At 46.0% G+C, this 15,921-nt stretch carries 13 protein-coding genes and 1 pseudogene; 8 read left to right on the top strand and 6 right to left on the bottom strand.

Features of this window, described 5'->3' with window-relative positions; all coding sequences use genetic code 11:
• Window positions 1-23: 23 nt before the first annotated feature.
• The 7 genes and pseudogenes from ICN41_RS07490 to ICN41_RS07515 all read left to right on the top strand — a co-directional run bounded on the left by ICN41_RS07490 (window position 24) and on the right by ICN41_RS07515 (window position 5,709).
• Window positions 24-551, top strand: coding sequence for a redoxin family protein (locus ICN41_RS07490; RefSeq protein ID WP_216292324.1), 528 nt, complete (start codon window positions 24-26; stop codon window positions 549-551).
• Window positions 552-790: 239 nt separating this feature from the next.
• A complete protein-coding gene (gene aroQ, locus ICN41_RS07495) occupies window positions 791-1,240 on the top strand; it encodes a type II 3-dehydroquinate dehydratase (protein ID WP_216292325.1) in 450 nt (149 codons plus the stop codon).
• Between the two features lie 37 nt (window positions 1,241-1,277).
• Window positions 1,278-1,745 carry an acetyl-CoA carboxylase biotin carboxyl carrier protein gene (gene accB / locus ICN41_RS07500; RefSeq protein WP_216292326.1) on the top strand — a complete coding sequence of 156 codons (468 nt, stop codon included), beginning with the start codon at window positions 1,278-1,280 and terminating at the stop codon, window positions 1,743-1,745.
• A gap of 44 nt (window positions 1,746-1,789) precedes the next feature.
• Window positions 1,790-3,154 carry an acetyl-CoA carboxylase biotin carboxylase subunit gene (gene accC / locus ICN41_RS07505; RefSeq protein WP_216292327.1) on the top strand — a complete coding sequence of 455 codons (1,365 nt, stop codon included), beginning with the start codon at window positions 1,790-1,792 and terminating at the stop codon, window positions 3,152-3,154.
• A 16-nt stretch (window positions 3,155-3,170) separates the two neighbouring features.
• Window positions 3,171-4,088: pseudogene (gene prmA / locus ICN41_RS11385) on the top strand (50S ribosomal protein L11 methyltransferase); the annotation flags it as partial.
• 84 nt (window positions 4,089-4,172) lie between these two features.
• A complete protein-coding gene (locus ICN41_RS11390; RefSeq protein ID WP_370629120.1) occupies window positions 4,173-4,691 on the top strand; it encodes a DUF3426 domain-containing protein in 519 nt (172 codons plus the stop codon).
• A 58-nt stretch (window positions 4,692-4,749) separates the two neighbouring features.
• Window positions 4,750-5,709, top strand: a complete 960-nt coding sequence (locus ICN41_RS07515; protein ID WP_216292329.1) for a carbohydrate kinase family protein — start codon at window positions 4,750-4,752, stop codon at window positions 5,707-5,709.
• Between the two features lie 225 nt (window positions 5,710-5,934).
• Here the strand turns inward: ICN41_RS07515 and ICN41_RS07520 are convergent, their stop codons facing one another.
• From ICN41_RS07520 to ICN41_RS07540, 5 genes are all read right to left on the bottom strand, one after another.
• Window positions 5,935-6,246 carry a histone H1-like repetitive region-containing protein gene (locus tag ICN41_RS07520; protein WP_255537938.1) on the bottom strand — a complete coding sequence of 104 codons (312 nt, stop codon included), beginning with the start codon at window positions 6,244-6,246 and terminating at the stop codon, window positions 5,935-5,937.
• A gap of 331 nt (window positions 6,247-6,577) precedes the next feature.
• Window positions 6,578-7,756, bottom strand: coding sequence for a ribonucleotide-diphosphate reductase subunit beta (locus ICN41_RS07525; protein WP_216292330.1), 1,179 nt, complete (start codon window positions 7,754-7,756; stop codon window positions 6,578-6,580).
• A 44-nt stretch (window positions 7,757-7,800) separates the two neighbouring features.
• The gene (locus tag ICN41_RS07530; protein WP_216292331.1) at window positions 7,801-10,782 is read right to left on the bottom strand and encodes a ribonucleoside-diphosphate reductase subunit alpha; all 2,982 of its coding nucleotides are present in this window, start codon (window positions 10,780-10,782) and stop codon (window positions 7,801-7,803) included.
• A gap of 272 nt (window positions 10,783-11,054) precedes the next feature.
• Window positions 11,055-11,873, bottom strand: a complete 819-nt coding sequence (gene ampD, locus ICN41_RS07535; RefSeq protein WP_370629114.1) for a 1,6-anhydro-N-acetylmuramyl-L-alanine amidase AmpD — start codon at window positions 11,871-11,873, stop codon at window positions 11,055-11,057.
• Window positions 11,874-11,876: 3 nt separating this feature from the next.
• The gene (locus ICN41_RS07540) at window positions 11,877-12,656 is read right to left on the bottom strand and encodes an inner membrane protein YpjD (protein WP_255537939.1); all 780 of its coding nucleotides are present in this window, start codon (window positions 12,654-12,656) and stop codon (window positions 11,877-11,879) included.
• 89 nt (window positions 12,657-12,745) lie between these two features.
• Here ICN41_RS07540 and ffh point away from each other — a divergent pair, with 89 nt between their 5' ends.
• Window positions 12,746-14,128 (top strand): signal recognition particle protein, encoded by a 1,383-nt coding sequence (gene ffh, locus ICN41_RS07545; RefSeq protein WP_216292333.1) that lies wholly within the window; start codon window positions 12,746-12,748, stop codon window positions 14,126-14,128.
• A 37-nt stretch (window positions 14,129-14,165) separates the two neighbouring features.
• Here ffh and ICN41_RS07550 read toward each other — a convergent pair whose 3' ends face one another.
• Window positions 14,166-15,908: a proline--tRNA ligase gene (locus tag ICN41_RS07550; RefSeq protein WP_216292334.1), complete on the bottom strand. Its 1,743-nt coding sequence runs from the start codon at window positions 15,906-15,908 to the stop codon at window positions 14,166-14,168.
• Window positions 15,909-15,921: the final 13 nt, after the last annotated feature.

Raw genomic sequence — 15,921 nt, forward strand, 5'->3', positions numbered from 1 at the left:
CGAATTTTAGCGAAGGAGTTGCCGTGAATCGAAGACAGTGGATCATCATTACCCTAATAAGTCTTCTGGCGCTCCTAGCCGGAGTCTTCAGTTCTCATTGGATTTCAAAAACAGGTCTTGCTAGCGACCCTGCTATCAAAGCCTTTTTTGCCAATCCCTGGCAAATACCCGATGGCAAATCCATTAAATCTGAAGAATGGCAGGGAAAAGTCTTGGTTGTGAACTTTTGGGCCTCCTGGTGCCCTCCCTGTGTTGAGGAAATGCCCACTTTAGATCTGCTTCAGAAAGAGTTCTTGCAGCAAAATGTCTTATTTGTAGGCATTGGTATTGATTCGCCCTCTAATATTCGTGAATTTCTAAATATGACCCCTGTGTCATACCCTATTGTTATTGGCGGCTTGGAGGGCAGCAATCTCTCTAAGCAAATGGGCAATACATCGGGAGCACTACCCTATACCCTCATTATTAACTCCAAGGGTCAAGCTGTTTATAGTAAATTAGGGAAAATAAGCGAAGATGAGCTCAGAAAAGCAATTAAATCGGCCATTTGATGGCAGTTATTGTCTTTTAATGATGGTCTAGCTTGCTTAAAGCACCCTAATTTAAGCTTTTTAACTCGATAAAGTGCAATATCTATAGCTAAAATTTCCTATTTTTTAGGCTTTTGATGAGGCTAAACAGGTATACTTTCTTCTGTTAGAAATGAAGTATCAAATTCAGTAAAGATGCATTTGTAGTTAAAAGCCGAATGTAGCAATTGATACTTAACTGCCTTTAAAAACAGGGAACTATGTCGAAAAAAGCTTCAATTCTCGTAATTCAAGGCCCAAACCTCAATCTGCTGGGAACCCGTGAACCCGATGTTTATGGAAAAACAACCCTAGAAGATATTCATAAAAGGCTTGGAGAGCTCGCAAAAGCGCACTCGGTAGATTTAGATACCTTCCAAAGCAATCATGAGGGCGAACTAATTGACCGGATTCAAAAAGCTAAATTAGATGGCGTGGATTTCATCATCATTAATCCAGGCGCCTTTACCCACACCAGTGTTGCCCTGCGGGATGTTCTTGCTGGTGTTGCTATTCCATTTACGGAAGTGCATTTATCCAATATTCATCAACGCGAGGAGTTTCGTAAGCACTCCTATCTCTCCGACATCGCTACTGGCGTGATCTGCGGACTTGGTGCAATCGGCTACGAATTAGCACTTCAAGCAGCGATTACTCGTTTACAAAAATAAGCTTAATTAAAGAATTACAAGAGAGGAAGTACTCAATATGGATCTGAGAAAACTAAAAACCTTGATTGACCTGGTATCTGAATCAGGCATTTCTGAGTTAGAAGTAAATGAAGGCGAAGATCGAGTCAGAATCGTCAACGCAGGAGCTCCAGCCCCTGCAGGACAGGTGGTTTATGCAAACCCTGCTCCCGCACAAGCAATTCAAGCGGCTCCTGTACAAACTGCCCCAGCGCCAGCAGCTGCTCCTGTAGCTGAAGAGCCTGCTGAAACCGGTTTTGTTGCTCGCTCACCTATGGTTGGCACTTTCTATCGTGCACCAAATCCAGAATCTCCCAACTTCGTTAACGTAGGCGACATTGTCAAAGTAGGTCAAACGCTCTGCATTATTGAGGCGATGAAATTACTCAACGAGATCGAGTCTGAAAAAGACGGTGTGATTAAACAGATTTTGTGTGAGAACGGTCAAGGTGTTGAGTTTGACCAGCCACTCTTCATCATCGCTTAATTACTAAGTTCCTCCAACCTGCTATTACCTAACTCAGAGCCGACATGTTCGATAAGATTCTGATTGCCAATCGGGGAGAAATTGCTCTCCGTATCCAACGCGCATGCCGCGAGTTGGGAATTAAAACTGTGGTGGTCTATTCCACTGCAGATAAAGAAGCAAAGTATGTGAGGCTAGCTGATGAGGCCGTTTGTATTGGGCCAGCACCATCCCCCCTGAGTTATCTCAATATGCCAGCAATTATTTCTGCGGCGGAAGTGACTGATGCAGAGGCAATTCACCCTGGTTATGGATTCCTTTCTGAAAACGCTGACTTTGCTGAGCGGGTTGAGAAATCTGGTTTTGCCTTCATTGGCCCGACTGCCGCATCCATTCGACTGATGGGCGATAAAGTTTCTGCAAAGCGCGCCATGATTAAAGCGGGTGTACCTTGTGTTCCAGGGTCTGAGGGTGCTTTGTCAGATGATCCGAAAGAAATTATTGCTACTGCCAAACGGGTTGGGTATCCAGTGATCATTAAGGCTGCAGGCGGAGGTGGCGGACGTGGAATGCGTGTTGTTCATACTGAAGCAGCGCTGCTCAATGCCGTCAATATGACCAAAGAAGAGGCGGGTCGCGCCTTTGGTAATCCTCAAGTCTATATGGAGAAGTTTTTAGAAAAACCTCGACATGTGGAAATTCAGATTTTGGCTGATACCCATGGCAATGCCATTTGGCTTGGTGAGCGTGATTGCTCTATGCAACGTCGCCACCAAAAAGTGATTGAGGAAGCACCGGCTCCCGGTATTGATCGTCGCTTGATTGCCAAGATTGGTGAACGCTGTGCTGAGGCATGCCGCAAGATTGGTTATCGCGGTGCAGGAACCTTTGAGTTCCTCTACGAAAACAATGAATTTTTCTTTATTGAGATGAATACCCGCGTTCAGGTTGAGCACCCGGTTACCGAAATGATTACCGGTGTTGATATTGTTCAAGAGCAGATTCGCATTGCTGCCGGTCTAAGGCTGAGCTATCGCCAAAAAGATATCGTCTTCCGTGGCCACGCAATTGAGTGCCGCTTAAATGCGGAGGATCCCTTCAAGTTCACACCTAGTCCAGGCAAAATTGGTTCATTCCACATGCCAGGTGGACCTGGAATTCGAGTGGACTCACATGCTTACAGTGGATATGTAGTGCCTTCGAACTATGACTCGATGATTGGAAAGCTGATTTCTTATGGCAATACTCGCGAACAAGCGATACGCCGTATGCAGATTGCCCTCTCTGAAATGGTGATTGACGGTATTACAACCAACGTGCCATTACACCGTGAACTGATGCTTGATCCAAACTTCATAGAGGGTGGCACCAGCATTCATTATCTGGAGCATCGCTTAGAAGAGCAGGCTGCAAGTCGCGGCAAACCCTAGTTGATGCGAGTTCTGTATGTCATATCGTGAGCTCGTCTTTGCGGTAGTTGCTGAAACTGCTGAACCTTTAGGCGATGCCCTCCTCGATTTAGGAGCACTGTCGGTCACTGTTGAGGACGATGCTGCAGGAGGTTACGATGAGAACCCTCTATACGGAGAACCAGGTCTTTCTCCCGAAGTGCAAGCATGGGAACGCTCCTCAGTCACAGCGCTTTTTAACCCTGAGATAGATGATTCAGGGAGCGCTGACTTTATTTCTGAGTTATTGGCTTCCCTCAAGGACGCAGGCTTTAATTTGGCCGCACCCCAAGAAAAAATTGTTGAAGAACAAGACTGGGTTCGATTAACCCAAAGCCAATTCGCTCCAATTCAAATTGGCGAGCGCATTTGGGTGGTGCCTTCTTGGCACGATGCACCCACCGATCCAAATGCAATCTGTTTAGCCGTTGATCCAGGTTTAGCCTTTGGGACGGGAAGCCATCCCACTACGCATTTGTGTCTACTATGGCTAGAGCAACAACGTAATTTACAAAACCAAAGTCTGCTCGACTACGGCTGTGGCTCCGGAATATTGGCGATAGCAGCAGCAAAATTAGGCGCAAAGCCGGTAGTTGGTACCGATATTGATCCACAAGCGATGGTGGCGGCACGCAGCAATGCGGAGATCAACAACACCGTGATTCGATTTGTATTGCCCAATGAAGATGCGCCTGAATTGGCAGCAGAAATCAAATACGACATCGTGATGGCCAATATTCTGGCCAATCCTTTGCAGGTGCTGGCACCAGCCCTCGTCAATAAGATGCGCCCAGGCGGTCAAATTGTTTTATCTGGCGTACTTGCACGTCAAGCAGAAGAAGTGATCGCCACTTACAGCCAATGGCTCACGCTTTCCGTATGGAGAGAGAGTGAAGGCTGGGTTTGCCTGCATGGCGCTCTTCCAAAAGACAAAGTGCAGCCTATTTCTGCGCCAGCTCAAAAAAAAAGTCTTAAATTAATCCTGCTAGGTATTTTTTTAGTGCTCCTCCTCATCTTTGGTGAGCATCTTTCTAGGAATTCTTTATTACCCGCACTTGCACCTCGGATTGATGGCACATCTCATGCAATGAGTGTGAAGGCTTTTTCCTTATTAAATCGTATTGATCAAAAATTATGTATGGCATTAGGCTGCATCAATCGCCCTGTAAGCGATTTTGCTGCGTGGAAAATAACTTCGGTTACGTTATCACCAGAAAACGCGCGAGAGGGCCTTAAAAACGCTCCAAATCAATCTGTGTTGGAAGTTGAAATACAAAATCGCCTTGCTATTGCAGTTTTAGTACCGAATTTAGAAATTTCTCTGACTGATGCAGAAGAATCTGAACTGAAATCGATTCAATTAACGCCAAAAGAATGGTTACCCAGTGCATGGCAAGCATCTCATCCAGAATTTGCATCCAAGGGCGCGCCATCTGGTGAATTAATTCATGCGCAACTGCCAGTAACACTTCCTCTAAATGCTGCAGGCTATCGTGTGCGCGTGCTTTATTCACAATAATTCCAACATTCCATCCTCACATTCCCTTTTTATCCTTATTTTTTACAGAAAGTAATTTATGGCTAGCTTGATTTGTGGCTCTATCGCTTACGACACCATCATGAACTTTGAAGGCAAATTTGCAGATCAGATCCTGCCTGAACAGATTCATATTCTCAATGTCGCCTTTTTAGTACCCACCATGCGCCGAGAATTCGGTGGTTGCGCTGGCAATATTGCCTATAACCTTCAGCTATTGGGTGGTGACCCCATCATCATGGCAACGGTTGGTGGTGACGCGGCACCTTACATGGAGCGCCTCAAGCAACTGAAGATTGATGCTAGCCATATCCGCCAGATCGAGCATGCCTTTACAGCTCAAGCCATGATTACAACCGATCAAGCCAACAATCAAATTACCGCTTTTCATCCGGGCGCCATGGGCGAGTCTCATCTCAATCAAGTTTCTGCAGTCGTTACTGAACGCAGCAAAAACGCAAAAGGCGAGGCCAAGTTCGGCATTGTTGCCCCTGATGGTCGCCAAGGAATGTGGGAACACTGTCATCAACTTGCAGAAGCTGGCATCCCGTTTGTATTTGATCCAGGCCAAGGTTTACCGATGTTCAATGGCCCTGAACTTCTTGAACTTGTAGAGATCGCTAGCTTTTTAGCGGTAAACGACTATGAAGGCGAAATGCTCTCGCAAAGAACGGGCTTGAGTCTAGATAAGATCGCAGAACGTGTGAAAGCCCTGATCGTGACTAAAGGGGCTGAAGGTGCTGACATTTACTCGGAAGGTAAATGCATTGCGATTCCGCCAGTTCCAGCAGCAAAGCTTGTAGACCCAACTGGGTGTGGCGATGCATTTCGTGGTGGACTGCTCTTTGGTTTAGAGAATGGAATGGATTGGGAAACCACTGGTCGCCTTGCAAGTTTGATGGGTTCAATCAAAATTACCCATCAGGGACCTCAAAACCATCAGCCGAGCAAAGATCAGATTGCTGATCAATTCAAGTCTGCATTCGGCTTTAGCCTCTAAAAGCGTAACTTCATTTTGGGGTGCACCCGAAATGCTTTAGAAAAATAGGTAATAAAAAAAGGGGTCTCGTGAGAGACCCCTTCTAGTAACACCCGTCTGTTTAAGGACGTGTGCCAGTTGGGAAGGGCCAAGCAGCAGCAGGATTCAACGCACTAGTCGCTGGTGCAGCTTTCTTAGCCGCGGGCTTTTTTACAGCAGAGCCCGCTTTCTTCGCAGCAGGCTTACTTACTTTTTTTTTGCTACGCGCTTTTTTGCAGCTGGACGCTTCGCAGCAGCTTTTTTAGCAGCTGGACGCTTCTTAGCAGCAGGACGCTTTTTAGCAGCTACTTTTTTAGCAGCAGGCTTCTTAGCAGCTACACGCTTCTTAGCAGCAGGACGCTTTTTAGCAGCTACTTTTTTAGCAGCAGGCTTCTTAGCAGCTACACGCTTCTTAGCAGCAGGCTTCTTTTTAGCTACTTTTTTAGCAGCTGGTTTCTTAGCAGCTACTTTTTTAGCAGCTGGTTTTTTTGCAGCAGGTTTTTTCTTGGCGATTGCCATAGTCATGCTCCTTCACGTGAGGATTAGTACAAACTACCGATTAAGAAGACCCGACCATTCGTTTCCGCCTGGTTTTGCAACCGATTGGATCTGACGAGCGAGCCATTCATCGGCGCACGGCTTGATGCTAAGTGCTGCACGCTAATGAATCCTGGAAAAAAAGCCGTGGTCCCAAAGGACAACGGCTTCTTAAATATGCTGTAAAAAATAGAGAGGGTAGACCAGGCACCCTTAATTAAGGGTTTTCGGATTTGAATCTTGTTTTGTTGACTTCTTAAACTATCCAACCGTCTAATCTCCAATTAACCGACTGTGCGCTTTACTTACCTCACTACTCCCAACTAAGCGCACCACCAGTTTGATACTCAATAACGCGTGTCTCAAAAAAGTTTCGTTCTTTCTTAAGATCAATCATTTCTGACATCCATGGGAATGGATTCTCTTCATTTGGGAACATCGCGTCAAGTCCTATTTGCAAACATCTGCGATTACAGATGTATCTTAGGTAACCTTTGAACATCGGCGCGTTCAATCCGAGCACTCCGCGAGGCATCGTATCTTCGGCATAACGGTACTCTAATTCGACTGCTTTTTCGAAGATGGATTTAATCTCGTCTTTGAACTCGGAAGTCCATAACTGCGGGTTCTCCAGCTTGATTTGGTTAATCAAATCGATACCAAAATTGCAGTGCATAGACTCATCACGAAGGATGTATTGATACTGCTCAGCAGCACCCGTCATTTTGTTTTGGCGACCCATTGCAAGTATTTGCGTAAAACCAACATAAAAGAACAATCCTTCCATTACGCAAGCAAAAACAATCAGCGAACGAAGTAATTTTTGATCAGCTTCTAATGTGCCAGTCTTGAAATTTGGGTCAGTTAATACATCGATAAAGGGAATTAAGAACTGATCTTTGGCGCGAATTGACTCAATTTCGTTGTACGCGTTAAAGATTTCGGACTGATCTAAGCCCAAAGATTCCACAATATATTGGTAAGCGTGGGTATGAATAGCCTCCTCGAAAGCCTGACGCAATAAGTATTGGCGGCATTCTGGAGCGGTAATGTGGCGATAAGTACCCAAAACAATATTGTTAGCAGCCAAAGAATCTGCTGTAGTGAAGAAACCCAGATTGCGCTTAATGATGCGACGCTCATCTTCTGTCAGGCCATTTGGATCTTTCCAAAGCGCGATATCGCGATTCATATTGATCTCTTGTGGCATCCAGTGGTTTGCACAACCAGCTAAATACTTCTCCCAAGCCCACTTATATTTAAATGGAACCAGCTGATTAACGTCGGTCTTGGCATTAATCACACGCTTATCAGCAGCATTGACACGCAAAGCTGCACCGCCAGATAAATTGGCTGCATTAGCTGGTGCTGCTGCTTGTGGCGCCATTGCCACTTGATCTGGCTGTGGACGTTGTGGCTCCACTGCAACCGGCTGCGGTGCAATACCAGCTTTCGCTAGTGCTGGAGCCACTTCCTCTTCCCAATTCAACATAACTTTCTCCTAATTATTCTATTTATGGCCAATAAGCGAATCGCTTATTGACATGCTTCACATTCTTCAAAGCCAGCATCACCTGGGCGCATTGTGCAAACTGGACCATCCGCTTCAACTCCGCCGGCTGCGCTGGCAGCTGCTGCATCAGTACCATTTACACCGCCGCCACTAGAAACTGAATTCAATTGGCCACTGGCAACGGTTGATTTCTCAACGTGTGTTGCAGCCATAGTGCGGAGGTAATAAGTCGTCTTCAAGCCACGTAACCAGGCCAACTTGTAGGTATCGTCCAATTTCTTGCCAGAAGCGCCACCCATATAGATGTTGAGTGATTGCGCTTGGTCGATCCACTTTTGACGGCGGGAAGCTGCTTCAACCAACCAGCTTGGCTCTACTTCAAACGCAGTCGCGTACAAATCACGCAAATCTTGTGGAATGCGATCGATCTTAGACAAAGTGCCATCAAAGTACTTCAAATCCGCAATCATGACTTCATCCCAAAGGCCGCGATCCTTCAAATCACGCACTAAGTACTCATTCACCACTGTGAACTCACCAGAAAGGTTCGATTTCACAAACAAGTTCTGGAAAGTCGGCTCGATACAAGCTGAAACACCAATAATGTTAGAAATTGTTGCGGTAGGCGCAATCGCCACGCAATTGGAGTTACGCATACCGTGCTGCTTAATGCGCGCACGTAAACCGCTCCAATCCATAGTAGATGAGTTGTCTACCTCAACATAACCACCGCGCTCAGCTGCCAACATCGCTACTGAATCTTGCGGGAGAATGCCGCGATCCCATAAAGAGCCCTTATAGGTGCTGTAAACACCACGCTCTTCAGCCAGCTCACAAGAAGCTTGATAGGCGTAGTAGCAAACGGCTTCCATGGAGGAATCGGCAAACTTCACAGCCTCATCGCTAGCGTAAGGAATGCGTTGCATATGCAAGCAATCCTGGAAGCCCATGATGCCCATACCAACCGGACGATGCTTTAAGTTGGAATTACGCGCTTTTGCTACTGCGTAGTAGTTGATATCAATCACGTTATCCAACATACGCATGGCAGTGCGCACGGTTTTTTGGAGCTTCTCGTGATCCAAAATCATCTTGCCATTGGCATCGGTAGTCATGTGAGCTGTTAAGTTCACTGAACCAAGGTTACATACAGCGATTTCGCTCTCATTGGTATTGAGGGTGATCTCAGTACACAAGTTAGAAGAGTGAACTACGCCAATATGCTGTTGTGGGCTACGAATATTGCAAGGGTCTTTGAAAGTGATCCATGGGTGGCCAGTTTCAAACAACATGCCGAGCATCTTGCGCCATAACTGTTGCGCTGGAATTCTACGGAATGGCTTTAGCTCACCACGATCTGCTTTTTGCTCATAGGCAACATAAGCCTCTTCAAACGCTCTACCGAATTTGTCATGCAAATCAGGCGTATTCGATGGGGAGAACAGAGTCCAATCGCCACCTTCCATGACACGCTTCATGAACAAGTCAGGAATCCAATTAGAGGTATTCATGTCGTGCGTACGGCGACGATCATCACCAGTGTTCTTACGCAACTCCAAGAACTCTTCAATATCTAAGTGCCATGTTTCCAAGTAGGCGCAAACTGCACCCTTACGCTTACCGCCTTGGTTCACAGCAACCGCAGTGTCGTTCACAACTTTTAAGAATGGCACCACACCTTGAGATTTACCATTTGTACCTTTGATATGACTACCCAAGGCACGAACGTTGGTCCAGTCGTTACCCAAGCCACCTGCAAACTTAGACAACAAAGCATTTTCTTTTAATGCTTCGTAGATGCCATCAAGGTCATCATCCACAGTCGTCAAGTAGCAGCTAGAGAGCTGAGGACGAGTGGTTGCTGAATTAAACAAGGTTGGCGTGCTTGACATGAAATCAAATGTAGAAAGGATTTCATAGAACTCAATCGCACGACGCTCGCGATCCATCTCATTCAAAGACAAGCCCATCGCAACACGCATGAAGAAGGCCTGTGGCATTTCAATGCGACGCTCCTCAATGTGCAAGAAATAGCGGTCATACAAAGTTTGTAAACCGAGGTAGTTGAACTGCAAGTCACGGCTTGCATTCAAGGCAGCAGCCAAACGTGGCAAGTCAAACTCACGCATGCGTGGATCTAACAATTCTGCAGAGATACCCTCGTTGATGTACTTCGCAAAGTAAGTGCTGTATTCAGCTTGTGTATCACCTTGCAAAACTTCTTTACCAAAAATCTCTTTACGAATGACGTGCATCAAAATACGTGCGGTCACCTGGCTGTAAGCAGGATCTTTTTCGATTAAGGTACGTGAAGCCAAAATAGCTGAGTCATAAACTTGAGCCATTGGCACACCATCGTACAAATTCTTAATGGTTTCAGTAATGATAGGTGTGGCATCAATGTTGTTACCCAAGCCTTCGCAAGCTGCTTCAATCACAGTACGCAAAGCGGCCATATCCAACCGCTTCTCTACTCCGTTATCGGTTACTTTGATGCCAGACTCGCCGACTTCATTTGCAGTTTGTGTTTGCTGAGAAACTTCTTGTTGAGCGGCGCGCTCTTGGTTGCGCTTCTCACGGTACAAAACGTATGCACGGGCTACGTTGTGCTCACCACTGCGCATCAAGGCCAATTCAACTTGGTCCTGGATATCTTCAATGTGGAAAGTTCCGCCATTAGGACGGCTACGCAATAAAGCGCGTACTACTGAATGGGTTAATTGCTCTACTTGCTCGCGAACACGAGCAGAAGCTGCGCCTTGACCACCATTAACTGCTAAAAATGCTTTTGTTACGGCAATCGCAATTTTGGATGGCTCGAAAGCCACAACTGAGCCATTACGGCGAATAATTTTGTAATCAGACAATTGGGTTGCCTGAGTACCACCAACACCACCAGCAACAAAACCGGCAGAAGGAGCCTGATTAATAGCTCCTGCAGGACTCATTCCTGGATTATTTGCACCAGAAGGTTGGCCTGCTGTTTGTGGATTAGCGTATGTCATGTTGCTCCTGCTTATATATAGTTATTTGGACAAAAAATCGTTAAAAAACAATGGGGTATTGCGAGATTCAAACACTACATCTAGTGTTTCGAAGTGCATTAGGCACTAAGTATAGGGAAATATTTAAGCTTTGGTAAGCTTTTTCTGATGAATATTTATAAGTATTTTTACTAAGATTCATACTTATTTTGGGGTGATTTTGGTGCGTATTTTTAAGCCCTATTTAGGTAAAGGCTAGAAAAGTGAGCGTATGCTCACATACAAATTACAGGCTAACGAGAATCAAGACCAAAAGGGAGTTTCTCTGAAGAGATGCCTGTCGCTTTTTGGAACTTTTTCCAATCAAATAATTTTCCTGGATCTGTTTTGCGTTCTGGTGCGATATCGCTATGACCAACAACCTGTAATTGCGGATTCATCTTATTTAACTCTGCCATCAGTTTTGCGAGAGCCTGGTACTGAGGCTCTTCAAAAACAGTATCCCCATCACCCTCTAGCTCGATACCAATAGAAAAATCATTGCATTTTTCTCTGCCCAGAAATGAGGAAACTCCGGCATGCCATGCCTTATTTTGTGTAGAAACAAATTGAATTAATTTGCCAGCACGTGTAATTAAGAAGTGACTGGAAACTTTTTGGGAAGCAATCTCTTCAAAATAGGGATGCACTGAGGTATCTAAGTTATTTTGAAAAAAATCGATGATGTATTGACTTGATACTTGGCTTTTAAAACCGCCTGGAGGCAGGCTAATGTGATGAACTACAGCTAAGTCAGGCATGATGTTTTCGGGCCTGACATCTTGATTCGGAGAAATGCGCCATAACGCATCCCCTAACCAACCCCGCCCATCTATTGCATACAAATGTTCTTTGGAACAATAAAAACGGTCTTCAATGACCAGCGCATCAGAGGTTGGTAGGTGGACTTTACAAAACTCACATAAGACCATCGCTTCAGGTTCAGATACCGCCTTAGCCATAGCGGGCTTGGGTGTGGCGGTTTCTTGTTTCACTGCCTTTGCCTGTTTCTTATCTTTAAACCAAAGGCAAGACAGGACAATGCCTGCTATTAAGAGAAGCCACTTAAGCACAGATCACACTCTCTGAAGAATGACTTCCAACACAAAACGACTACCAACATAAGCAAGTAGCAGTGCAGTGTAAGCACTCAAAACCCATCGTATGGCTGCACGACCACGCAGACCAACGCGCCAACGCGCGATTAGCAAACCAGCAAATAAAAACCATGAAATTAAAGCAAAGATGGTTTTGTGATCAAACACCAATGGTTTTCCAAACAATGTTTGAGAAAATAGCAAACCCGAAAATACAGTCAAACTCAAGAGCGCAAAACCTACATAAAGTAAGTTGAATAAGAGGCTTTCCATCGTCATCAATGGCGGTAAATCTTCCAGCCAATGTGCAAAACGGCTATTCGGAATAATCGCCAGCTGGCGGTGCAAGGCCCGATCTTGGATGCTCATCAACATCGCTTGCATCGCGGCCAAACTGAGCAAACCGACTGCAATTGTGGCAACGATGAAATGCCCCTTGAACCAAGGGTCAGCAACTGCTTTTGGAGAAATTAAAATTCCAGGAAAAAGGCTAGGTAGTAATGAACACACCATGGCAAACAACACTGCTAGCCAACGCAAGCTGGAGATGGGCAAAAACCAAGATTGGAACCAATAGAAGGCAAGCCCTACCCAGACAATTAAGGATAAATCCTGGGCAAACCCAAACACAAAGCCCCGGTCAGTAAATACCGAGTCATGTAAGACAAGGCCGTGAACCACCAAAGCAAACAGAATAAAGCCCTGAATTAAGCCTACTGAGGCCGAAGACTCATCGCCGTCCTTTGATCTAAAACTCAAAAAAAGCAAAAGAAGCAGATAAAGTGCGGGAGGAAGCAGTTCGAAAGCTGGGTGACCTAAAATATCCATCTGGAAAGTCTAATCGATAAATGCTAGAAAACCTCACCGATCGTCTATCACGCGTTGTTAAAACAATGCGGGGGCAGGCCCGCCTTACCGAAGCCAATACCTCCGAGATGCTACGGGAGATCCGGCTAGCCTTGCTGGAGGCCGACGTAGCCCTCCCAGTAGTGAAATCCCTGTTAGAACAAATTAAATTTAAAGCCCTTGGCGAAGAAGTGGTTGGCAGTCTAAGCCCTGGTCAAGCATTAGTCGGCGTCGTACAACGTGAGCTCGCCCAAGTCATGCGGGGCGACAGTAATCAAAGTGGTGAGATCAATTTAGCGACCCAACCACCTGCCGTGATTTTGATGGCCGGCCTTCAGGGAGCAGGTAAAACCACCTCTGTTGGAAAATTGGCAAAGTGGTTGCAAGAGAAGAAAAAGAAAAAAGTTCTAACGGTTTCTTGTGACGTCTATCGTCCTGCTGCTATTGAACAGTTAGAAACCGTTACCAAACAAGTTGGTGCTGAGTTTTTCCCCAGCAATATCAATCAAAAACCAAACGATATTGCGCTTGCTGCTTTAGATTGGGCCCGTCGTCATTACTTTGATGTTGTCTTAGTTGATACGGCCGGTCGCCTTGGTATCGATGAAGCACTCATGCAAGAAATTCAAACTTTGCATGCCAGCCTCAATCCAATTGAAACCTTGTTCGTGGTGGACGCCATGCTGGGTCAGGATGCGGTGAATACTGCAAAGGCCTTCCATGAAGCATTGCCATTAACCGGTGTGATTCTAACTAAGCTCGATGGTGATTCACGTGGCGGCGCAGCGCTTTCTGTTCGTCAAGTTACCGGCGTACCACTCAAGTTTATTGGTGTAGCCGAAAAAATGGATGGCTTAGAGGCTTTTGATGCCGAGCGTATGGCCAATCGCATTCTGGGAATGGGCGATATTCTGGCGCTGGTTGAGCAAGCACAACAGCATGTGGATGTTGCCAAGGCAGAGAAGTTGGCCACCAAGATTTCTAAAGGTGGTTTTGATCTCGGAGATTTTCGCGATCAACTTCTACAAATGCAGAAGATGGGTGGCATGGCAAGTCTGATGGATAAGATGCCAAGTCAGGTTACTCAAGCTGCTTCAAAAGCAAACTTGAGCAATGCAGATAAACAGACTCAGCGGATGCGCGGAATTATTGACAGTATGACGCCACGCGAACGTAGCAAACCCGAATTACTAAAAGCCAGTCGTAAACGTCGGATCGCTGCTGGTGCTGGGGTGGAAGTTCAAGAGGTCAATCGCCTCTTGGCTCAATTTGAGCAAATGCAAACCATGATGAAACAATTTAAGGGCGGGAAAATGGCTCGCACCATGGCCTCGATGGCTGCAAAAGGCGCAGCCAAAGGCATTGGCGGATTATTCAAGAAGTAATTCGAAAAGAGGAAACTGGCTAAGCGTCACTCAGCCTTTATGCCACTTGCTTTTTAGCTGCAGCAACGGATGCAATGACTTTTTCTTTGATGTCAGCTAAAGGAATGTTCTGAGATTCTTCATCAGTACGCCCCTTAAACTCCACTACAGAATCTGCCAAACCACGATCGCCAATCACCACGCGGAACGGCGCACCAATCAACTCCCAGTCAGCAAACATCGCACCTGGTCGTTCACCACGATCATCCAAAATGACATCGATTCCTGCTGCGAGTAAATCATCATGAAGTTGATCCGCTGTCGACTTCACGAGCTCTGATCGATCGTAATTCATAGGGCAAATCACTACCTCAAATGGCGCCATCAAGATTGGCCAAATGATGCCGCGCTCATCGTGACCTTGTTCAATCGCAGCACCGAGTAAGCGCGTTACCCCAATGCCATAACAACCCATCACCATGGGCTGTGCTTTACCTTGTTGATCTAAATAAGTACAACCCATCGCCTCTGAATAACGTGTTCCCAATTGGAATACGTGGCCCACTTCAATGCCGCGACAAATATCCACTACTCCTTTACCGTCGGGAGACGGGTCACCCACTACGGCGTTACGAATATCTAAAACCAAAGGCTCTGGTAGATCACGAACCCAGTTCACACCAGTAAGGTGATGGCCCGCATCATTTGCACCACAAATAAAATCAGACATGTTGGCCACGGTGCGATCGGCCACTACCGTCACATCGGAGCTGATGCCTACAGGGCCTAAATAACCAGCCGGCGCATTACATGCACGCAAAATTTCTGCTTCAGTGGCAAAGCGCGACTCCACCATGCCAGGAACCTTGCTCGCCTTTACTTCATTCAGTTCATGATCGCCACGTACCAACAACATAAAGAGTTTGGCCGGTCCCTGCTCTTGATCCACTGCAAAGATTAGTGACTTCACAGTCTTCTCTAGAGGCGCATTTAAAAACTTCGCAACATCAGCGCAATTGGTTTGATTCGGTGTTGGCACCTTGGTCATCACAGCAGTTGCCGCAGCTCTTGCAGCAATCAAAGCTAGAGATTCAGCAGCCTCTAAATTGGCGGCGTAATCTGAATTAGGGCAGTACACGATCGCATCTTCACCAGTTTCGGCTATCACATGAAACTCTTGGCTACCTGAGCCACCAATAGCGCCGTTGTCTGCCGTTACTGCACGGAATTGAAGGCCCATGCGTTTAAAAATTTTGGTGTAAGCATCAAACATGACTTGATATGATTTTTTCAAGCCTTCGGTATCGCGGTCAAAAGAGTACGCATCCTTCATACTGAACTCACGACCACGCATGATGCCAAAACGGGGGCGACGCTCGTCGCGGAACTTTGTTTGAATTTGATAGAAATTGATTGGGAGCTGTTTGTAACTCTTGATTTCATTTCGAGCCAAATCAGTAATGACTTCTTCGGAAGTAGGCTGAATCAAAAAGTCACGATCATGACGATCCTTGATGCGGAGTAACTCTGGGCCCATCTTCTCCCAGCGACCTGTTTCTTGCCACAATTCAGCCGGCTGAATCATCGGCATCAATAATTCGATAGCACCAGCACGATTCATTTCTTCGCGAATGATGTTTTCTACCTTACGTATGACTTTCAAACCTAAGGGCAAATAGTTATAAACGCCAGCACTGAGCTTACGAATTAAACCTGCGCGCACCATGAGCTTGTGCGAAACCACCTCAGCGTCAGAGGGGGCTTCTTTTAGCGTGGCGAGAAATGATTGTGATGCTTTCATGTATGGATATAAT

The organism is Polynucleobacter sp. 15G-AUS-farblos (assembly GCF_018882445.1).
Lineage (GTDB): Bacteria > Pseudomonadota > Gammaproteobacteria > Burkholderiales > Burkholderiaceae > Polynucleobacter.